Below are 21,050 nucleotides of genomic sequence, written 5' to 3'. Positions count from 1 at the left end.
GCCTCAAATAAAATTATCCAAATTCTTAAATTTCGATAAATTTGCGGACGCGCTTTTAAAATTAAAAGCTTTGTCGAAATTTAAAAATTTAGCCGCCTTAAGGCGACCAAATTTTAAAGCTTATTTTAATGCCGCTTTTGCCTTCTTTGCGACGGTTGCGAAAGCTTCGGCGTCGTTCATAGCCATATTTGCTAAAATTTTTCTATCAAGCTCGATGCCCGCTTTTCTAAGTCCGTTTATAAATTTAGAATAGCTGATGTCGTTTAGCCTGCAAGCTGCATTGATGCGCACTATCCAAAGTCTGCGGAAATCGCGTTTTTTCGCGCGTCTGTCACGGAAGGCGTAAACGAGGCTTCTCTCCAGCTGCTCTTTGGCCTTTCTGAAATGTTTGCGTTTTGCGCTATAAAATCCGCGCGCAAGCTTTAGCACCTTGTTGTGACGGCGGCGTCTAACGATACCCGTTTTTACTCTTGCCATATTAATCCTTTCTTAATCGGCGTCCCTTTGGGGATCTTGCCCTAAAATCCATGAATTTAGGGGAGTTTGAATGACTTTCGTCAAAAACTAACTTCGCACTATTTGCAAAGCATTTTTTTAACCGCAGATACGTTCGTAGAATCGACGTATTGGGCCTCGCGCAAATTCCTCTTGCGTTTTTGAGACATCTTCGTCAAAATATGGCTGCGAAACGCAGAGCCTCTTTTGATCTTGTTTTTGCCCGCTTTAAAACGCTTGACGGCACCGCGCACGCTTTTCATCTTTGGCATGGTCGTCCTTTTTTTAAAGTGAATGGGAAGTATATAATAAAGTTTCTTTGAAAAATTTGAATTTAAGGAATTTTAGAGCTTAAATTAACGCAAGATAAATTTAAAGTTAAATTTTGCCGCCCGTTTAAGATTCGGTTTAGCTGGATCCAAAAAATTTATACAAATTTAAAGGGTTAAATTTAGAGATAAACTAGCCTGTATAAATTTTAAAATTTTGCTATTTAGTTTAAATTTACGCGCTGTACCGCGGGGAAAAACAGCGCGTAAATTTTAAAATTTTGCCGCACTCGGCGCAAAATACCGTTAAATTTACGCTACGCCTTTTTCGGCGTGATCAGCATATTTACGTAGCGACCCTCCAGCGCAGGCGCCTTATCGCGATCGGCCACTTCTGCGAAAAATTCATCCCAAATTTTATTGAGCAAATTTACGCCGATTTCTGGGCTTGACATCTCGCGCCCTTTTAAAAATACGCGAAGTTTGACGTGTTTGCCGCTACTAAGGAATTCTTTCGCGTGTTTTACTTTATAATTAATGTCGTTTTGAGCGATTTTAGCGGACAGCTTGATCTCTTTGACTTCGATGATTTTTTGCTTTTTTTTCGCCTCTTTGAGCTTTTTTTCCTGCTGATAGCGAAATTTGCTATAGTTCATGACCTTGCAAACGGGCGGCTTTGCATCGGGCGCTATCAAAACCAGATCCACGCCCTCTCGCTCGGCGATTTGCAGCGCCTGCGCCTTTGAAATTATGCCGTAAACCTCGCCGTTGTCGCCTATGCACCTGACTTCGCTAGCCGGAATGTCCTCGTTTAGAAAAACCTCTTTCTCTCTGCTCAAAAATTCACCTCGTTTAATTTAGCTTTTACGAAATTTAAAAACTCATCCAGCCCTAAATTTCGCTGTTCGCGCGCCCTGCGATCGCGCAAGGCCACGCTGCGAGCCGAAACTTCATTATCGCCTAGGACGATGATGAGCGGCACCTTCTGCTTTTCAGCCGTTCTGATTCGTTTATTTAACGTCTCGTTTCTATCTAAAATTTCGCCGTCAATGTCCGCCGCGCGCAGCAAATTTAAAATTTCTTTCGCGTAGTCTGCGTGCGCTTCACCGATCGGCACGATTGATACCTGCGTAGGACAGATCCAAAACGGAAGCTCGCCCGCGGTGTGCTCGAGCAAAATCCCCACGAACCGCTCGAAGCTTCCCAAAATCGCGCGATGCAGCATCACGGGCTGCTTTTTTTCATTGTTTTCGTCGATATAGCCAAGCTCGAAGCGCGCAGGCAGGTTAAAATCGACCTGCACCGTGCCGCACTGCCATTTTCGACCGAGCGCGTCGGTGATTTTGATGTCGATCTTAGGTCCGTAAAATGCGCCGCCTCCCTCGTCTAGACCATATTTTAAGCCTTTTTCGTCAAGTGCGTCTTTTAAAGCCTTCGTCGCGATATCCCAAACCTCGTCGTCGCCGACCGCCTTTTGCGGCTTGGTCGAAATTTCAAGCTCGTATTCAAAGCCGAAAGCTTTCATCAAAAGCTCTACGAAATCTAAAATTTCATAGACGTTTTCTTTGATCTGGCTCGGCATCACAAACAGATGCGCATCGTCCTGCGTAAACTCGCGCACACGGAAAAGCCCGTGCAAGACGCCGCTTTTTTCGTGGCGGTGCACGACGCCGTACTCGCAAAATTTAAGCGGCAGATCGCGATATGAGCGGATTTCGCTTTGATAAACCTTGATATGACCGACGCAGTTCATCGGCTTGATGCCGTATTCTTGATCCTCGATCGTCGTAAAATACATATTTTCTTTGTAGTTACTGTAGTGCCCGCTGATCTTCCACGCGTCGGATTTTAAAATTTCAGGGCCGCGCACCGGCTCGTAGCCGCGCTTGCGAAGCTGCCTATAAAGGCGCTCCTCGAGCTTTATACGCATCCTCGTGCCCGCAGGAAGCCAGATCGGAAGTCCCGCGCCAATCTGCTCGTCGAAGGTGAAGAATTTCATCTCGGCTCCGAGCTTTCGGTGATCGCGCTTCTTAGCTTCTTCTAACATCGCAAGGTGCTTTTTAAGGCTATCTTTGTCGGCAAATACGACGCCGTAGATGCGAGTTAGCATCTCGCGCTTCTCGTCGCCGCCGAGATACGCTCCTGCAATGCGCGTAAGGGCAAAATTTTTCAAAAATTTCGTATTTTGCACATGCGGGCCGCGGCAGATGTCCTCAAACTCGCCCTGCGCGTATAAGCTCACCGGGCCTTCGGGGATACGTTTTAAAACTTCCTGCTTAAGATCGTCGTTTGAATATTTTTTCGCAACCGCCTCTTTGGTGGAGGCTATCTTTTTAATCTCTAAATTTGCCTCGGCAAGCGCGCGCATCTTTTTTTCGATCGTCTTTAGATCCTCTTCGCCGAGCTTTTCGCCGTTATCTTTGCTGACGCGGATGTCGTAGTAAAACCCATCCTCGATCGCGGGTCCTACGAAAAATTTAGCGCTCGGATAAAGCTCGCGCACCGCCTGCGCCAAAAGGTGCGCACAGGAGTGGCGCAGAATTTTAAGCGCGTCCTCGGAGTTATCGAAATATATCGGCTGCGCCTCGTTAGCGCGCTCGCCGATACTTTGAGTATCATAAATTTCACCGTTAAGTTTATATGCGATAATATCGCTCATTGGCTTGTTTCCTTTTTTACCGAATTGTCTTTCTTACACTGAAAGAACGAAAGCTAATTTTAGCTAATCAATCCTTAACGATAAATTTAAAAAATATTAAAATTAAAATTTTTGATTCTTTTCTCGCAATAAAAAATACACAGCGTTCGCACAAAGAGCACAAATCGCCATCACACTTGCGAGCAAAAACGGCTTATTCGCTCCCACTGCACCCACGATAAACGAAATAGCCCCGGCGATGGCAAATTGCGCAGTTCCGAGCACCGCCGAAGCTGCGCCCGAGTTGCCGTCCTTATACAGCGCCATCGCAAGCGTCGTGGCGTTAGGAGCAACAAAGCCAAGAGATGAGAGCAGCACGAAAAGCGAAGCCTCAAAGCAGATGAAAGGAAGGTCAAGCATAGAGCATGCGAGCAAAATCAGGCTCGTCACAAGCATCGCGATTAGGCCGAAATTTAATAAAGCTATGGGTTCGCGATTTTGCACGAGTTTGGCATTTAGTGCCGAAACGAGGGTCATTCCAAGAGCGTTGATGCCAAATATTACGCCAAAGGCATGCTCACCCAACCCATAATAGCCCAAAAATATAAAGCTAGAGCCCGTGATATAAGCAAAAAGCGCGCTCATCGCAACTGCAAATCCTAGCGTATAGCGCATAAATTCTTTATTTCGCAAGATTATGCCGTATTCGCCAAGTACGCCTTTTACGCTAAGTGTAGCAGTCCTGTCTATCTGAGCGCTCTCGCCAAGTCCGAAAAATATAAATGCAAAAAGCAAAATTCCAAGCGCAAACAAAATCGCAAAAATCGCTTGCCATGAGAAAAAATCTAGCACAAATCCACCTAGAGTTGGTGCTAGCATCGGCGCTAGCGAGCCTACGACCATCATCAGCGCAAACATCGCCGCAGCCTCGTGCAGTTCGAATTTATCATTAATTACGGCTCGCGCAAGTACCACTCCCGCGCACCCGCCTAAAGCTTGCAAAAATCTAAAAAATATAAACGCGTAAACGCTATCAAAGCTCACGCAAGCAAGCGACGCAAATATAAAAAGCAAAATGCCCGCGTATAACGGCTTTTTACGACCAAATTTATCGCTTAGCGGCCCATAAACGAGCTGTCCTAGCGCAAAAGCGATGAAAAAACTCGCAACTGATAGCTGAGTGTAAAACTCGCTCGTAGCAAAGCTTGCCTTTACCTTTTCCAGCGCGGGCAGATACATATCGGTCGAAAGTGGCGCCAGAGCGGACATATAGGCGAGTATAATCACCAGCTTAAATTTAGCGAATTTACTTTGTTTGACCATCGTTTTCCTCAATTATTTTTAGGCAGAGCTCAAACGTGCGCACGAGCGCGTTTAGATCTTTAAATTTTTGCGGCAAGAGCCTGGCGATAAAATATATCGGACGCAGCGCAAGTACCGTAGCCCACGCACTTTGCACTACATCCTGCCCGCCGCTTGAGGCGTAGGTGCAAATGCTTGCGCGAACAAAGCCTTCGCTCAGACCTTCGCGACAAAGATCATAGACAAACAGCAAAAAATCTCGCATTTTGGCTTTTTGCAGATCACCGCGCTCGCCGCGATTTTCAAAATCTATAAATTTCATCTCGCCGTTTTTTACTAAGACGTCGCGCAGTGCGGGTCTGCCGTGTATGAAGCCGCGCGAATGTAGATGTGCTAACGCCGCAGCGTAGCCCTGAATGAGCGCCAAGCAAGATGCCTCATCCGAGCTTTTTAGCACCTCGTCCACCGGCGTGCCGCCGTCTTTGAGTACGAAAAAGCTCTCGTCTCGCAGCACCAGCTGCGGCACAGGCGCGCCGGCTGCGTACAGGCTCTCGCATTTTAGCGCTTCGTAATCGAAAGAGGCTTTCGGATTTGCTTTAGATATTTTCGTAAGTAATCCGCCGCGGATGCGCAGTTCCGGCTGCTTGAGCCAGTATTTCTCACCCTCGAAACTAAAGCTCGTGACGCGCTCGCCAGGATGATTTTTTAGAATTTCATTTACATATTCTTTAAAATTTTGCATTCAATAAATTTAGCGAATTTTTTTTAGAAAGAGCTAAATTTGCGAGTTTTATTTGTTTGCATAAAATTTATTACATAAATTCGGCGGGGCTAAATTTTAAAACTATCAAGTAGAATTTATTGAAGTCTTGGAATTTTGTAGCGCAGGAAACAGCAAAAGCGCATAATTTTAAAATTTAGCAGTTGGATAAAATTTCAGAATTTTACAAAAACTAAGATTTGCGTCAAAAAATTTTAAAACCTAGAAGTGGCGACCCCTACGAGATTCGAACTCGTTTTACCGCCGTGAAAGGGCGATGTCCTAACCGTTAGACGAAGGGGCCACTTAATCTGGTATTAAGATTAAAGGCGGTATTCTACTCAAGACGCACTTAAACCCAACTTAAATTAAGGATTATTTATGAAATGCTCTTTTCTGGCGCCGCTTGCACTTTCGCTTCTGCTCGCAGGCTGCGCTACCACTGCACTCAAGCCCGCTTCTACGCAAGCTGTAAATTTCACCGTCGTTTCGCCGCTTACCCGCACCAGCGACGCGGGCTTTATGCGTAAATTTAAAAACCAAACCGAGGTTCAAATTTATGCAAGCGGCATCAGCGTGCTGAGCCTGGTTTTAAAAGGCGATAAAATTTGCATGAACGGTGCGTGCGACGACGAGCTCGTTTTCAATAAAAAATTCTTCGGTGCCGAGCACTACCGCGGACTTCTGGGCGAAATCCTAGACGGCAAACCGATCTTCGGCGGTAGCGACACGGGCGGCCACTGCTTTGAACAAAGCTTACAAGATGGCTCTATCGATTATAAGGTTTGCCGTGACAAGGACGGCGGCGGAAGATCCATAAGCTTCGCCGACGCAAAACGCGGCGTGAAGATCAAAATCCGTGAACTGCAGTAAAATTTCGCGCGGCAGGCATTTACAGCACGCAAGATATGTTACTCCGCAGGGCTCGAAAACGAGTAAAATTTCGCGCGGTGCGTTCTTGTAAGCGCGCGGGAATAATGCGCTCTAGCAGCCGCTTCAAAATACGGCGCGAGCGGTCAAAATTCCATTACTCGGCGGGGTAGCCGCCTAAGTTGTGCAAACGGCGCGGTTTTATCAATACTCTGCGCCGGCTCTTTGCGACGAAATTTACTAAGCAGCGCGTATGTGCGAAAGAAAAAGCGTGCATTTAAATTTAAAAAATCCGCGCGCAGCTAGGGTTGATGAAATTTGCCGCGTGCGGCGCAAAATAAAATTTAGGAGGTAAAATGAAGCGGATCGGAGCGCACGTGAGTGCTAGCGGCGGGGTTTCTAACGCGCCGTTAAACGCCGCAAAGATCGGGGCGGACGCGTTTGCGATGTTCGTCAAAAATCAGCGCAGATGGGACGCGCCGCCGCTTAGCGCGGAGGAGATCGCCGCATTTAAAGACGCGCTGAAACAAAGCGGCATCAGCGCGGAGCATGTTTTGGTGCACGACAGCTACCTCATAAATTTGGGCCATCCGCGCGAGGCAGAGCGCGAGAAGTCCCTAAACGCTTTCGTGGACGAGATCCGCCGCTGCGAGGCGCTCGGGCTTAGGCTTTTGAACTTTCATCCGGGCTCGCATCTAAATGAAATTTCAGCTCAAGTGTGCCTAGATAATATCGCAGGATCGCTAAATTTCGCCATCGCAAACACCGCAGGCGTCAAGCTCGTGCTCGAAAACACCGCGGGCCAGGGCTCCAATCTCGGCTATGATTTCGCTCAGCTCGCTTACGTGATCGGCAAAATTTCAAACAAAGATCGCATCGGCGTCTGTATCGATACCTGTCACGCGTTCGCCGCAGGATACGATCTGCGCAGCCAGCAGGCCTATGAGCGCACGATGAGCGAGTTTGACCGCGCGATCGGCTATAAATTTTTAAGCGGCATGCACCTAAACGACACGAAAAATGAGCTTGGCGTGCGCAAAGATCGGCACGAGAGCCTCGGGCGCGGATTTTTGGGGCTCGCGGCGTTTGAAAACATCATGAACGACCCGAACATCGACGAGATCCCGCTGATTTTAGAAACGATCGACGATAGCCTCTGGGCGGAGGAGATCGCACTTTTGCGCAGTATGCAAGGACGCCGCAAAGCCTAGTCGGGCGCCTTTTGCGCCACGTAGAATTTATCTCATTTCGCTTCAAAGTGGCGCCAGCGATAAGAGCCTTATGCCGTGCAAATTTAACATCGTGAGATTTATCGCTTAAATTTTAACAAGCAAAAATAATGAGGAACTTCGCGCTAAAAATTCTGCGCCGTAAAAAGTCGCGAAATTCTACGACGAAAACACAGCACCAGAGCAAAAGAGCAAAATTTTTATAGAAAAACGCAGCGTCGCGGCAGAAATGAAAAATTTTACGCTGCGTAATTAAAATTTTCAAGCAAGATTTTTAAAGCGATGCAGCGGTAAATTTTAAAATTCTATCGCTACGATATTTCAAGGCTCAGCGTCAAATTCGAAGTTCTAGAAATTCTAAAATTCTAAATTCCACATCAAAAAATTCGCGCGAAGTTTTATACGCGCGACTGCGTAAATTCCAATCTTGTAATTCTACTTTCGTCCGATCCGTGCAGAGGCGAAGCGCATAAGATTTCATAAATTCTAACTTAAAATTTTGCTGCGTGCCAATCTATGCTTTTAGCACGCATTTGCTTATGACAAATCTGCCTCTTTATTTTAGCGCTTTGCTTGCGCTAAAATCTATGCAGGATCCGTGTAAATTTACGTTAAATTCTGCCGCATATCGCCCGATTAATTTAAAATTTTATCGTTGAGCTTAGTAGCCTACCGCCACGATTTAAATTTAAGGGCGGCGGGATTTTGAGCCGCAGCCGACGCGTATTGTATCAGCCGCAGCTCGGCGTGCTATTTTAGCAGCTCATACATATCGCAGGATTTTTGCCAAAGTTCTTTAAACTCGGGTGGATTCATAAAAGGAGAATTTTTATTTTTTCCTAAATCGCAAGCTTTTTTATAATACCGCGCAGCTTTACTTTTATCGTTAGAGTTGTAGTTAAATAGCGCAAAATTATAGCAACTCGCTAGCTCGTCCGTTATGTCGCAACCTTTTTTATCATAAACCGCCGCTTTCATTAAATTTATTTTTACACCGTCTCCTTTACGATACATCTCTGCCAACATACCGCATGATAGCGCTGATAGCTTTTGCCCTAGATTGCAAGCTTTGTCATGGTAGATTATAGCCTTTGATATATCTTTTTCGACTCCATCTCCGTCACTATACATTGATCCCAATAACCCACAATACATAGCGTCTCCCGCATCGCATCTTTTTTCATGATATTCGATGCCTTTTTTAGGATTTTCTTGCATCATTCTGATCGACATTACAAGGCAACCTGGCTCATATCCGCCGTCGCAGGTTTTTTCAAGCAGCTTAAGTGTTTTAGTATTGTCTTCGTATTGTAAAGCGGCTCTAAGGCAAGACTCCATATTGCCGTCATTGCACTCTTTTTCTAGCGTCTCAAGCTCGGATGCTCCGAACGCAAAGCAAGCGATAAATGCTAACGCAAATAGCGATTTTTTCATTTAGTATCCTTTCCGGGTAAAATTTGGCTAATTCTACCCCCTCCCCCCCCCTAAAAAATTGATTAAATTTATCGCGAATTTTAATAAGGTAGCGAGAATTCCGACCGCGGATCCGCCAAGCCCGCTCAAAATTTAAATTTTACCCGAATTGAGCTATAATCCCTTTTTTGAAATTTAACCTTGGATAAAGATTTGAAAATAGCGTTTTTTGACTCGGGTATCGGCGGACTAAGCGTGCTAGCTGAGGCTCTGCGGCGGTTTAGCGGGGCGGAGTTTTTGTATTTTGCCGACGAGGATCACGTCCCCTACGGCACGAAAAGTAGAGCCGAGATCGTGCGGCTAAGCCTCGATGCGGTGGGGTTTTTGGTCGCGCACGGCGCAGACGCGGTCGTCGTAGCTTGCAACACCGCCACGAGCGCGGCTATTTCCGAGCTTCGCGGCGCATTTAGCGTGCCGGTTATCGGCATGGAGCCCGCCGTCAAGCTCGCCGCGGACAGCTTCGGCGCGCGCCCGACGCTGCTCATCGCCACGCCGCTAACGATCGCCGGCGAGAAGCTAGCGCGCCTCGTGGGGCGGCTGGAGTGCGAGACGTGGAGCCTGCCGCTGCCTCGCCTCGTGGAGTTTGCGCAGGATTTGGAGTTTGACTCGCCCGCGGTTCGGGCGTATCTGCGGGAGGAACTAGCTAAATTTGAGCTTGAGCGCCTCGGTTCGCTCGTGCTTGGTTGCACGCATTTTAACTATTTCAAGGACGTTTTGCGCGAAATTTTGCCGTCTCACGTGCGTATCATCGACGGCATAGACGGCACGCTAAATCGCCTAGCAAGCGAGCTGGGCGGGCGGTTAAAGCTCGCGCGCAGCGAGGATTTGCCCTCGCGGACGGCTAAATTTAACGCGGGCAGTGAGAGCATAAAAGGCAAGAACAAGCGGGGCGTAGAAGGTCGCGATAATAGCGGCCGTGGGCGCGACACAGAAAGTTGCGGCGAGAGCAAGCCCGATATGATAGAGCAAGGTATGAGCGAACTTCGTGCAGTGTCGTGCGGCGCCAGAAAAAACGGCGCAGTGGGGTATGATGAGTGCGATGAGTTTTCTAACGCGGATGAGTGCGGCTTCGGCATGGATACTTCGCGCGACGTAAAATCGCAGGTTTGTGCGGATAAATTTGACGCAGACGGTGATATAAAATTTAGCGCAAATTCGCAAACGGGCGAGCTGGGCGCAATCCGCGAACGCGACGGTAAGCTGTCGGTCAATGCCCGCGGCGTAGAGCAGTGCGACGAAGACAAATGCCGCATGTCGCCACGCGCCGTAGATGCGAATTCACAGCTCAAGCTTTATTCTCGAGGCGGCGCGGATTTGTCCTTAGAATTTGAGCCGCGAAGCGAAGAGGCGGGCATTTCGCGAGTTAATTATCCAAACGGTAACAGCGTGGAGTATTTTTGCTCGGGTAGGGCGCTAAATGCGGCGCAGCTGCGCAAAGTAGAACTATTTTTAAAGCGGCTTGATGCGATGCGAGGGATCGGCTAGGCAGCGTGCCTGCGAGCCGCAGCGTGGGTTAAAATTTTATCGCATCGCAGATCGCACCACGCAAATTAAAATTTTAATTAAAATTCTAGCGCATCACAGATCGTTTCGTGAAAGTTAAAATTTTGATGCACTATAAATCGCAGCGCAGACTCAAAATTTCGCCGTTTCGTAAATCGCGTCACATAGACTAAAATTTCGGCGCGCTAAAATTTAACTCGGCGATTTAGAAGCAGCTTCGCAACAGCATGTGAGCAATGGCACCTAGCCGTCGTCCGGTGCGCGAAAGTTAAAATTTTACAGGGCAAATGCTGCCTTCCGCTGTCCGGCACGTAAATTTAAAATTTAACGCACAACGCCGCCGTCTGCCTTGAAACCGCATAGCGCAAGCCAAGCGCCGCCGTTGCCACTAATTCTTTGAATTTCATAGCGTAAGCCGAGATCGCCGTATGTTAGGAGTTGCCTCGCGCCGCACGAACTATCGCCGCAAATTGAAATTTTAAATTTAGACTAGGGCGCAGATAAGAGGCGCGAGCGAAGTTAAATTTAGCACGCCGCGCAAACCGCCGCCGAGAAAATTTGACTAGCGGCATGTGAGATCGTGAAATTTAGCATGCCGCACTGCGAAATTTCACCGCCGCCGAGTTAAATTTAGACTAGCCACGCGGCGTAAATTTTAAAATGATTAAATTTTAAGGCGCCGCGCAGCCCGTAAGTCTTTTCTGTGATAGCCAAGCCCGCAGGCTTTAAATTTGAAATTCCAAAATCCGTAAAGCAAGATTTCGCGCCGTATCGTTTCGAGGGCGAGATTTATATTGTAAAATTCGGCGCCGAAGGGGGTAAATTCACTCTGCGCCGAAGGCATAGAGTGAATTAAAATGAATTTAAGTGTGTGAGATAAGAGAAATTTTAATATTTAAATAATATTAAAATTAACATGTTTATCGCAAGCCTATGGTTTTTTTACTTCTGCCCTCCAGTAAAATATTTTTTACGCTCATTAAATCTATATTCTTCTAACCCCTTACTTGCATTTTCACAATTCTTGTGCATTTTGCTTCCTTCCTCTATCTTATACCAATCGCAATTCTTTTCTACCTCTTTAGCTTCCTCTATATGCTTTTCATAGTATTCTACCGTCACAACTTTTATATCATTAACTGATTCTTTGGCGTTTACGCAATTCTTATAGGAATTGCTCCCGTCTTTAAGGGTATTGAAATCGCACTTTGCCAAAACCTCTTTGGCTTCGTCCAGATGCGCGTCGTAGTATTCTTTAGTTTTTACCTCGGTATCATCGCCGCAACCAACTAAAAAAAGCAGCTAACACCCCCCCCAGAGGAACATCTTAGGATTTTTCATTTCATTCTCCTTGTTTGAAATTTATCGGTATTTTACTACTCGTTTAATTTAAAAATTTTAAATTGCAGGCGCACGCGCCGTTTTAACGCGGCTCGTTAAAATTTTGCTTTTAAAATTTACTCGCGCTTTTTGAAATTTCGCTTTAAAATTTTATCCGCGCGACGGAATTTTGCAGAGCGGAATTCTGCGGGATAAAGCAAAATTCCGCATCGCTGCGGAATTCAAAATTTAAAAGCAAATTTAAAATTTGCGGGAGCTACTCCTCTATCTTTTTACCTGCGAACCGCACGAGAGCCCACGTAACGGCAAGCCCCATCGGCAGCGCGATCCAGACGCTAAGTCCTAGCGCTACGGGAAGATAGCCCGCCACTACGGCGACCGCGCCGACGGATAGAGCGTAAGGCATCTGCGTCTTTACGTGCTCGATATGATCGCAGCCCGCGCCCATCGACGAAAGGATCGTGGTATCCGAAATCGGCGAGCAATGATCGCCGAAAATTGCACCTGTAAGCACGCCAGAGATATTTACGATCATATAGGCGTGAAGCGCATCGTCCGAAAGCCCGTAGTGAAGTCCCACGGCGTTTGCCAAAGGTATGGCAAGCGGCATTAAAATTCCCATCGTGCCGTAGCTGGTGCCCGTCGAAAAGCTAATGAACGAGCCCAGCACGAAAATCGCTACCGGAAGCAAAAATTTCGGCGTGTTTTGGCTTAGCATATCGACCAGATAGCGCGACGTGCCGAGCTCCTTGATGACTGAGCTGAGCGACCATGCAAGCAGCAAGATCACGATCGTGACGATCATCGTCTTCCACCCCTTGATCCACGTAGAGATCGCTTCTCTGACGTTAAAAATTTTGCGGTAAACGCTCATGAATATAGACACGACCGTAGCAAGAAGCGCCGCTTGAAAAAGCGCGACCGACGAGTTTGCGTTGCCGAACGTCGCCTGAAGCGTCGCAAAGCTTAGCGGAGCGGCCTTTGCGGCTGCGAGGGCATCGCCCTCAAGCTTGCTTAGCCCGCTAAAATAAAAGCTCGCAAATGCGCCGCAGATTAGCACTATAAGCGGGATAACGGCGTTTGAAGCTTGCGGCTTGATGCCTTCTTTAGGCTCTAGCGTTTTATCTTCTAGCTCGGCGATGTTAGAATTTTTAGAGTGAATTTCGCCCGTCGCCGCGCGCCTTTCGGCAGAGAGCATCGGTCCGAAATCTCTGCGCATGAACGCTACGTAAACCACGAAAGCAAGCATGAAAAGATTGTAGAAGCGATACGGCATGGTTTGCACGAAGATCGAGAAGGCATTTACGTTTTGTACGCCGATCTGATCATATCCCGCTCTTATCAAAGAGACCTCAAGACCTACCCAGGTAGAAATTAGCGCGATACCCGCAATCGGCGCGGCGGTAGCGTCGATGATGAAAGCGAGCTTTTCGCGGCTGACCTTAAATTTATCGGTGATCGGCCTCATGACTGGGCCTACGATCAGTGCGTTTGCGTAGTCGTCGAAAAATACGAAAAGACCCATAACCCACGTTGAAATTTGCGCCGAGATACCCGTTTTAGCGCGCTTGCTAATCCAAAGCGCCACGGCTTTCGTGCCGCCCGTCCTGCTAATCAGCGCGACCACGCCGCCGATACAAAGCACCTGCAAAAGTACGCCCGCGTTGCCTTTGCTAGCCATCGACCCCACCACGCGCGCGACCAGATCCGTAAAGCTGCCCACAAGCGCGGAGATCGGATTGTCGTTAACGACTGCAAGCATATAGGTGCCGCTAAAAACGCCGATGAAAAGCGATAAAATCACCTCTTTGGTGATAAAGGCAAGTGCGATAGCCACGACGGGCGGCACCAGCGTCCAGATGCCGAAAAGCTCGGCATTATGCTGTCTGGTCGCGTCATCTACCGCAAACGCGGCAACCGATAAAAACATTAGTAATAGAATTTTTTTCATTTTCTCGCCTTAGAATTTAATGCTTTTCGATAAAAAGCCCAGCCCAGCTCTGCTGCGTCGCCATCGCCTCTACGACGTTGATATTGACTCGGTGCGGCATCGCTAGGCAGCTTAGCACGATCTGCGCAATATCCTCGGGCAGGATCGCATCGACCCCCTCATACACGGCCGCGGCGCGCGCCACGTCGCCTTTAAAGCGCACCTCGCTAAACTCGCTCTTGCAGATACCCGGCGCGATCTCCGTCACGCGGATACCGGTGCCGCGCAGGTCATTACGGATATTGCGGCTAAACTGCTTGATAAACGCCTTGCTCGCGCCGTAAACGTGGCTACCCGGATAGGGCCACGCGCCTGCAGTCGAGCCGAGATTGAAGATATAGCCGCTTTTGCGCGCGATCATCAGCGGCAGCACCGCCTTGGTCGAATACAGCACGCCTTTGATATTCGTATCAACCATCGTCTCCAAATCCTCTACGGGCGTCTGCGCGATCCCCTCAAGCCCGAGCGCGAGGCCTGCGTTATTTACGAGCACCTCGACGTCTTTGAAATTTTGCGGCAGCGCGCTTACGGCGTCAAACACCGCAGCTTTATCGCGAATGTCTGCGGCGATAATGTGAGTGTTGCCTAGCTCGCCGGCTAGCTTTTGTAGCCGATCTTTGCGACGCCCGAGTGCTATGATCTTATAGCCTTGCGCGCTAAGCGCCCTGGCGATCGCCTCTCCAAAGCCGCTCGTAGCGCCCGTGATGAATGCCGTATTTTTCATATGATCCCCTTTGCGTAAAATTTTAAATTTAGCGCAATGATAACGCAAAACGGATTTAGAATTTATGAATTTTATCTTGCGGCGCGGGCGCGGATGAAATAACACGAAGGACATTGGGCGTGCTTCTAGCGCGCGAGCTCGCGATCGGCAGTGGATTCGGCGAGCGCACGGCTAAATTTAAAATTTTACGCCGTTCATTTGTCGCGGTTTGCTATAATTACCTAAATTTAGGGAAAAGGCAAATGAGCAAATTTATACGATTTATCCTCGTTAGTATCTGTGTTTGCGCCACTTATGCGGGTCTTAAATATGCTTTTATACTCTTTATCACGTGGCTCATGTTTAGTGGGATATATTTTGATGGACCGGGTACGCTGCTCGCCATACCGCTCACGTTTCTAAGCTCATCGGTTATATTTGATTATTATTGTATTGCGCTGGGTTCTCATCTGCTCTTTTTATCGTTGCTTAAAGGACGCGACGTGAAAACGCGGTGGATTTTACCTTTATTTTTTCTCATAACGCTCGCGTTTTGTAGTTTTTGCGTCTTAATCGGGCACGAAGATTATCAGCGCATAAACGCGCTTTTTGCACTCTTGCTTATCTCTCCTTTTACGCTCATCGCATACGCCATCGTTACGACCGTAATCCTTGCCAAAAATAAAATTTCGGATTATTATCCGGTCTTAATCGCGATAATTTTTGTGCCCATTCATGCCGCCAGCATAGGGATATGGGGATTAGAACGCATACATTTTGAAGTATTTCTAAACGCGACGATACTGGGGATTTTTTATTTCACGGCGAAAATCGGGCGCGTAAATTTGATCGCACACAGACCTGTACCCGACAAAACGCAAAATTCTAAAGACCGCGTTATCAAAACGATACAAAGTAGCGCGACATTTTTAAACGACGATATTTTAAAGAAGCGCTAAATTTTATCCTTTTTAGGAATTCTAAATAACGCTTTTGTCGCGCACTACAAGCTTATATTCTTCCCGATAAGTCTGTGCTTTACCAACAAAACCTTCAAAAACTGCGCCATTTTGCCTCTTGATACATCGACGTCGCTATTTGATCAAATTTATATCCAGCGTGATCTTATCGTTTTTGATCACGCCGATACCCTTGTTTAGCACGTTTTGCGCGATCTGTTTAGCTTCAGCTAGCGAGTACATCGCGAAGATGCCGCACTGAAATTTATTCAGCTGAGTATCCTTTTAAGAGCCTACGCCCAAAATATCCCTTCATACTCGCGTTTCACGCCGTCGTGATGTTAATATTTGGTTTTAATAGCAACTAGCTCCAATAAAATTCCATCTGTTGCCCATAAAACCTTTTGCGTTTTTCGATCTAAAATTTGAGTTGCAAGAATTCCATTTGTCGTTTACGGATACTCAGAATAAATATTGTGGCTATATTATACGTGTAGAACGAGATAAAATTTACAGCCTTCAGGCGCAGCAAAATCAGCACGCCACATTTTACAAATGGCAAAATAAAGCGCGTTGGAATCGGCCTTCACTTGAAATTTTATTTAAAAAGCAAATCGGACTTTAGCTTGGAATAAACCTGCTCGCCTTTTAACTCACGGACGATTTGTAGTGCGAATTCCATCGCAGTAGCAGGGCCTTTCGAAGTCATTATATTTTGATCTTTTACGACATTCGCCGAATTCGTATAGCCTGGGTGAGCGATCTGATTTTCAAAACCCGGATAACAAGTGTAAGAGCTTTTTAGCACACCCGCGGTAGCTAGCGCCCATGGAGCGGCACATATTGCGCCGATTTTTGCGTTATTTGCATCGAAATCGCGCAGTACTTGCCCCAGCCTCTCGCTCTTTGCCAAATTTTCGGCTCCGGGCAAGCCGCCAGGCAAAACGATCATATCAAATTCCGAAACTTTTATATCGTCTAAAATTTCATCAGCGATCATCTCTACCCCGTGCGTACCGCAGACGCATTTCTTATCCAGCCCCACGGATACTGCATCAATCTCCGCGCGGCGCAAAATATCGATCAAACTTACCGCCTCGATCTCTTCAAATCCGTTTGCCAAAACGATCGCTACTTTCATCTACGCTCCTTTATTTTAGGTATGAGCCCTGCTCGCTCGGGGCGGTCGAAATTTCAGTATTCGTGCTCCTACTAGACGAGCTATCGTATAGGAACGAATCGTCGCCTTTTAGATAAGCAATGATGTAGCCTAGCTCCGTAGCGCCCGTCTTAGCGGCGATCGGCTGCATGATATTTTTCATCTTGCCACCATAACTTAGATCTGTAGTGTATTGCGACATAGCTATCGAGATCTCTTTGGCGTCCATATCTTTGAGTTTACGTGATACTCCATAAGCTTTTTTTTGGCCATTCTCGCCGTGGCATGAAGCGCACTTCTCAGCAAAGATAGCTCCACCTCTTTCTTTTAAAGAATTTATATTTCGATTTACCTTGCCGCTATGGGTTTTACTGCCTGCGACCGGAGCGTTTTTGTAGATATTTACAGTTACGTTTTCATCTTTAGAATGCTTTTCGATCAGGGATTTTAGCTCTTTGGCAAACTCACCTTTGGCTTCGAATACGTATGTATCGTCATTTGTGTTATCTGCAGCGTTTAGAGTAAAGGCAAAAAAACATGCTAAAAAAGAAATTTTAAAAATTTTCATAGAAAACCTTGATTTAGAATTTAAAAAGGGCGAAGCAAAAGCTTCGCCCTAATTTTACCCGTATAAGGTAAATAATTAGAAGCTGTATTTAGCCTCAAATCTGATGCGATCTTTTTTCTCATCAAGACCTGTGCCATAAGCATCATCAATCTTATAGTGAGAATACCAAGTTTTGAAGCTTAGCTTTTCATTATATTTATAAGAAATTCTACCTACTACCTCATATGCATTATCACCATCTGCTTTACCGTCTAGGTAATCAGCGCCGATTCTGATGCCAGTATCAGGGATGGTATAGCCTGCTACTACATACCAGTAGTGATTTTTACCACTGAAAGTTCTATAGTCTAGCAGCTCTTCACCTGGGCTAATAAAGGAGCCTTGGTCTTCAAAAGATACAAAAGAAACTTTATCTTTATCATCAGGTTCGAATTTTAAATAACCTGCAGCTAAATCAACGCCAAAGAAACCAGCATTAGCCTCTGCTGCCCAGAAGTCTGCATCACTAGCGCCCGCATCTTTATAATCTCCGTCGAAATCAGAGAATGCGTATTGACCTTTTACGCCAAGATTGAAATCATCGGAAATATCAAAATTTAGAGCTAGCTCTGCAGCGAAAAGCTGTGCTACGTCCTCTAAAGCGTTATACCATAGTTGGAAAGATACAGGATCATATGAGCCCATAAATCCTATGCCATATAGATTATGATCGGTAGTTAATTTTCCACCTACTCGACCAATATCATTCATCCAAGCTCCATTTGAATCTATAGAGCTAATATCGCTATCATTCTCTAAAGAATCCATCCAAAAGCCGCTAATTGTCAAGCCCTCGATATCGGTACTAGTAATCTTAACACCGTCTCCATACATATCGTCGGTAAAGAACGAACCTATGCCCTGGCGACCGACTGCAATAGTGGTACCGCCGATAGTGTATCCTAAATAAGCTTTAGCGATATCGAAATCAGAATCTTTGTCGCTTGGATTTTGTGTACCGTGATATTGGCTATTTGAAGAAGAAAGCGACTCGCCATTATCTCTATCTAAAAATCTAACACCGACTACACCAAAGAAGTTATCGTCGATTTTTGCTTTAAAATCTACTTCGGATTTAAATTCCCAAACGCCCTTATTACTATTTGTTTCATTTTTAAGGTGATCATGGGTATATCGCATACGAGCGTATCCGTTTAGATCCACGTCCTTGATAGCTTCCTCTAACGGAACAGCACTTGCACTCATAGCAAGAGCACCTGCAGCGACTGCTGCCGCTAAACTAAGTTTAACTAGTTTCATTTTGAACTCCTTTAAAAGTTTGTAAGCGCAATAGTAGCACAAAATGACAAATTATATGCTTAAAATAGGCTGAAAAATACTAAAATTTTACCAAATTGTTACCGAGTATTTACCGAAAATCCAAATTTAACGGGCATAAAAAAAGCGAGACCCACACAGGTCTCGCTCATTATTGAAAGGAGTTCTAATTTCGATGTGGGGATTATATCAGGCTGCGGTAAACAGACGGCAACACCTCTTTCATGCGGGAGAAATTTCATAAAATTTTACGACGTGAAATTTTATGAATGAAATTTTCAAGACACAAAATTTGCAAAGCGTGGGTTTTAAAAATATCTACGCGACATCTTATCAGCGGGGAATACTGCACTGAAAACGAGCAGTGCGCGAAAAACCGCGAGAAAGAAAATTTATAAGAATTTCGCAATCAAAATTCTAGCGCCAGCTGTATTTCTATAATATAAAATTTACGGACAAAATAGCGCCATGCAGCAAGGAATTTAAGCGCGAAAGCAAGTGGATATGAAATGCGAGCCGAGCCATATAAGTAAGATGTGCAGCGCAGAATTCTGTGAAATATAAAATTCCACAACTTTTAAAATATAAAATTTATGCAGACATCGCGTAAAGAATCAGCGGACTTTAAAGCGCAAGCAAATCGCGCCAGTCCGCCATGATTAAGAACAGAAACTATTGCCTTCATAAGAGTAGAGAGCAAACACAAAAACGTTTCACAAAGTAAAAGCAGGCTCGCTTACCTTAAAGGGCGCAGCGACTAAAAATCGCGTAGGATTAAAAGCTGATATTTTCGCTCTCAGGTACAGCAATAGCGTCGTTTTTATGCATTTGTTTGGTCTCGATTTTACCGATATCATAAGCGCGCGGAGCAACGGAACCCGCTTTGCGCGAGATGATTCGCATATCGGTGATAGCGCCTGAAGCGGTACTTATATAGGCAGTATCTCCTGCAGCCGCATAGTATCTGCTTGCGCGAGCGGTGTAAAGCTCGCCGCTGGATAGGTCTTTAAACGTATAGACGTAAGCTGTGGAGCTTTGGCGAGTGTAGTTTACAATCTCGGATTTTAGCGAGCGTAAGTTGTCTGCAGGCGTCGGAGCGGTACTTACGGCGCAGCCTGCGATGCCAAGAGCCAAAAGTGCGGAAAATATGAAATTTTTCATTCAGTATCCTTATTTGTAAAATTTGAATTTTTAGAGTAGTAGGTTTGGGCTTAAAGTTTGCTTTTTTGAGAGGCATCGAATTGGAATTTAAACGACGATGGATGCGCTTGCGTCGCTGGCATTTGTTTTTGAGGAGCGTCGAAGTGGAATTTAAACAGATCTCTCTTAGCGTTAGGCGAAGCGAGAATGCGCTTTTGGCGGCGCTGACTGCGATATTTGCAAAAATCGGACTCGAAGGGATCAACTCCCACTTTGCGACATTCATTCGCACGATCGTCATCATTCTTTGCCTCGGCGCCTTCCTGCGCTACGCCAAAATTTGGCAGCCGCTATCCAGCCTAACGGCGCGCAACTGGGTATTTCTGATACTAAGCGGGCTGGCAACGGGTGCATCGTGGCTAGCGTATTTCAAAGCCCTACAAATCGGCAAAGCCTATCAAGTAGTACCGATCGATAAACTAAGCGTAGTGCTCGTTGTAATAATTGCAGTGATATTTTTAGGCGAGCGACCGAGTCTTCGCGAATGGCTCGCGCTAGCACTAATCGGCGCGGGAGTGATGATGCTGGCGTTTAAATAGGGTAAAATTTGCTTTAAATCTATCTCTTGTGGTCTTTTTAGCCGCTACTCTCGCACTACGCCATATGCTTTGCGTCAGATAAACCCACTGCCGCTTCTGCAAAATTGCCGCCCTAAACCACTATGATTTCTTATGGCTTGACTTTAGCCTACACGATCTCTAGGCATTAGCTTAAACGTGCCGATAATCGATTTGCCGATACCTTGCTGTAGTTAGGCGGTCTTTAGGGTAGTTTTAGTTCTGTTTAAAAGTAGTGAGATTAAAATTTATGAAAAATCAAGAATTTACACCTTAAAATTCCAAAAAATATCGGCTCACCGTATCATAAAATAAAATTGCATCCGCAAGTTTAAATCGAACTGTAAACTTCTAAATCTACAGTATAGTCAATCACAAGCTAATTACGCAAGATGCGAATTGAAATCTTGCACACTTCCATAGCTCCGCCTAAATTTATGCTCTTGCTACGTAGATCATGATTCGTCGCAAGTGCTAGGCTTGTAGAATAATAAGCTAAGACCGGGAGAAATTACTCTCCCCTACCCTTCTTGCCCCTCTTACCTTTAGCCTTAGATGATCCCTCTTCTTTAGCTTCGTCTTTCAACTTAGCCGTAGAGCCTTTTGCTTTACCATCATCATTAATAGCCTTATCCATGCTATCATCCATTCTCTCTTGCATCTTTTCTGATTTGGCATTTACTTTGGCCTTAGTAGATTTGGCGGTATCTTTAGCTT

Annotated in this window: 20 protein-coding genes and 1 tRNA gene; 5 read left to right on the top strand and 16 right to left on the bottom strand. The window is 46.0% G+C overall.

Annotated features, from left to right (window positions below):
* Positions 1 to 120: 120 nt before the first annotated feature.
* The 7 genes from rplT to Q0135_RS05285 all read right to left on the bottom strand — a co-directional run bounded on the left by rplT (position 121) and on the right by Q0135_RS05285 (position 5,768).
* Positions 121 to 477, bottom strand: a complete 357-nt coding sequence (gene rplT / locus Q0135_RS05315; protein WP_297924321.1) for a 50S ribosomal protein L20 — start codon at positions 475 to 477, stop codon at positions 121 to 123.
* A 98-nt stretch (positions 478 to 575) separates the two neighbouring features.
* Positions 576 to 767: a 50S ribosomal protein L35 gene (gene rpmI / locus Q0135_RS05310; RefSeq protein WP_005871089.1), complete on the bottom strand. Its 192-nt coding sequence runs from the start codon at positions 765 to 767 to the stop codon at positions 576 to 578.
* A gap of 314 nt (positions 768 to 1,081) precedes the next feature.
* A complete protein-coding gene (gene infC / locus Q0135_RS05305; RefSeq protein ID WP_005871062.1) occupies positions 1,082 to 1,603 on the bottom strand; it encodes a translation initiation factor IF-3 in 522 nt (173 codons plus the stop codon).
* Positions 1,600 to 3,423: a threonine--tRNA ligase gene (gene thrS, locus Q0135_RS05300; protein WP_297924317.1), complete on the bottom strand. Its 1,824-nt coding sequence runs from the start codon at positions 3,421 to 3,423 to the stop codon at positions 1,600 to 1,602. Before thrS ends, infC begins: the two co-directional genes overlap by 4 nt.
* 102 nt (positions 3,424 to 3,525) lie before the next feature.
* Positions 3,526 to 4,725, bottom strand: coding sequence for a multidrug effflux MFS transporter (locus Q0135_RS05295; protein WP_297988905.1), 1,200 nt, complete (start codon positions 4,723 to 4,725; stop codon positions 3,526 to 3,528).
* Complete coding sequence (locus Q0135_RS05290; RefSeq protein ID WP_297988903.1) at positions 4,709 to 5,446, bottom strand: spore coat protein; 738 nt, start codon at positions 5,444 to 5,446, stop codon at positions 4,709 to 4,711. The genes Q0135_RS05295 and Q0135_RS05290 overlap by 17 nt, the downstream gene beginning before the upstream one ends.
* 247 nt (positions 5,447 to 5,693) lie before the next feature.
* Positions 5,694 to 5,768, bottom strand: a tRNA-Glu gene (locus Q0135_RS05285).
* Positions 5,769 to 5,845: 77 nt separating this feature from the next.
* Here Q0135_RS05285 and Q0135_RS05280 point away from each other — a divergent pair.
* Both Q0135_RS05280 and nfo read left to right on the top strand, forming a co-directional pair.
* Positions 5,846 to 6,337 carry a hypothetical protein gene (locus Q0135_RS05280; protein ID WP_297988901.1) on the top strand — a complete coding sequence of 164 codons (492 nt, stop codon included), beginning with the start codon at positions 5,846 to 5,848 and terminating at the stop codon, positions 6,335 to 6,337.
* A gap of 353 nt (positions 6,338 to 6,690) precedes the next feature.
* Positions 6,691 to 7,545, top strand: a complete 855-nt coding sequence (gene nfo, locus Q0135_RS05275; protein WP_297988898.1) for a deoxyribonuclease IV — start codon at positions 6,691 to 6,693, stop codon at positions 7,543 to 7,545.
* Between the two features lie 768 nt (positions 7,546 to 8,313).
* Here the strand turns inward: nfo and Q0135_RS05270 are convergent.
* Positions 8,314 to 8,997, bottom strand: a complete 684-nt coding sequence (locus Q0135_RS05270; protein ID WP_297988895.1) for a tetratricopeptide repeat protein — start codon at positions 8,995 to 8,997, stop codon at positions 8,314 to 8,316.
* A 192-nt stretch (positions 8,998 to 9,189) separates the two neighbouring features.
* Here Q0135_RS05270 and murI point away from each other — a divergent pair, with 192 nt between their 5' ends.
* A complete protein-coding gene (gene murI, locus Q0135_RS05265) occupies positions 9,190 to 10,521 on the top strand; it encodes a glutamate racemase (protein WP_297988893.1) in 1,332 nt (443 codons plus the stop codon).
* Positions 10,522 to 11,481: 960 nt separating this feature from the next.
* Here the strand turns inward: murI and Q0135_RS05260 are convergent.
* The 3 genes from Q0135_RS05260 to Q0135_RS05250 all read right to left on the bottom strand — a co-directional run bounded on the left by Q0135_RS05260 (position 11,482) and on the right by Q0135_RS05250 (position 14,594).
* Positions 11,482 to 11,841 (bottom strand): EexN family lipoprotein, encoded by a 360-nt coding sequence (locus tag Q0135_RS05260; RefSeq protein ID WP_297988971.1) that lies wholly within the window; start codon positions 11,839 to 11,841, stop codon positions 11,482 to 11,484.
* A gap of 295 nt (positions 11,842 to 12,136) precedes the next feature.
* The gene (locus tag Q0135_RS05255) at positions 12,137 to 13,831 is read right to left on the bottom strand and encodes a Na+/H+ antiporter NhaC family protein (RefSeq protein WP_297988891.1); all 1,695 of its coding nucleotides are present in this window, start codon (positions 13,829 to 13,831) and stop codon (positions 12,137 to 12,139) included.
* A 16-nt stretch (positions 13,832 to 13,847) separates the two neighbouring features.
* A complete protein-coding gene (locus Q0135_RS05250) occupies positions 13,848 to 14,594 on the bottom strand; it encodes an SDR family NAD(P)-dependent oxidoreductase (RefSeq protein WP_297988889.1) in 747 nt (248 codons plus the stop codon).
* 119 nt (positions 14,595 to 14,713) lie between these two features.
* Between Q0135_RS05250 and Q0135_RS05245 the strand changes: the two genes are divergently transcribed.
* Positions 14,714 to 15,532 carry a hypothetical protein gene (locus Q0135_RS05245; protein WP_297988886.1) on the top strand — a complete coding sequence of 273 codons (819 nt, stop codon included), beginning with the start codon at positions 14,714 to 14,716 and terminating at the stop codon, positions 15,530 to 15,532.
* Between the two features lie 598 nt (positions 15,533 to 16,130).
* On the opposite strand, the gene Q0135_RS05240 is transcribed toward Q0135_RS05245, so the two are convergent.
* From Q0135_RS05240 to Q0135_RS05225, 4 genes are all read right to left on the bottom strand, one after another.
* Positions 16,131 to 16,673 carry a DJ-1 family glyoxalase III gene (locus tag Q0135_RS05240; RefSeq protein ID WP_297988884.1) on the bottom strand — a complete coding sequence of 181 codons (543 nt, stop codon included), beginning with the start codon at positions 16,671 to 16,673 and terminating at the stop codon, positions 16,131 to 16,133.
* Positions 16,674 to 16,683: 10 nt separating this feature from the next.
* The gene (locus Q0135_RS05235) at positions 16,684 to 17,259 is read right to left on the bottom strand and encodes a c-type cytochrome (protein ID WP_297988883.1); all 576 of its coding nucleotides are present in this window, start codon (positions 17,257 to 17,259) and stop codon (positions 16,684 to 16,686) included.
* Positions 17,260 to 17,334: 75 nt separating this feature from the next.
* On the bottom strand, positions 17,335 to 18,558 hold the full coding sequence (locus Q0135_RS05230; protein WP_297988880.1) for an OprD family outer membrane porin: 1,224 nt from the start codon (positions 18,556 to 18,558) through the stop codon (positions 17,335 to 17,337).
* 792 nt (positions 18,559 to 19,350) lie between these two features.
* The gene (locus Q0135_RS05225) at positions 19,351 to 19,737 is read right to left on the bottom strand and encodes a hypothetical protein (RefSeq protein WP_297923430.1); all 387 of its coding nucleotides are present in this window, start codon (positions 19,735 to 19,737) and stop codon (positions 19,351 to 19,353) included.
* A gap of 158 nt (positions 19,738 to 19,895) precedes the next feature.
* Between Q0135_RS05225 and Q0135_RS05220 the strand changes: the two genes are divergently transcribed.
* On the top strand, positions 19,896 to 20,315 hold the full coding sequence (locus Q0135_RS05220) for an EamA family transporter (protein ID WP_367272145.1): 420 nt from the start codon (positions 19,896 to 19,898) through the stop codon (positions 20,313 to 20,315).
* 529 nt (positions 20,316 to 20,844) lie between these two features.
* Here Q0135_RS05220 and Q0135_RS05215 read toward each other — a convergent pair.
* Positions 20,845 to 21,050, bottom strand: a 206-nt coding sequence (locus tag Q0135_RS05215) for a hypothetical protein (RefSeq protein WP_297988876.1), incomplete at its 5' end; no start/stop codon positions are given.

The sequence above is a fragment of the uncultured Campylobacter sp. genome (genome assembly GCF_937981295.1).
Classification (GTDB): Bacteria; Campylobacterota; Campylobacteria; order Campylobacterales; family Campylobacteraceae; genus Campylobacter_B.
This window is presented reverse-complemented; position numbering and strand designations above follow the sequence as displayed.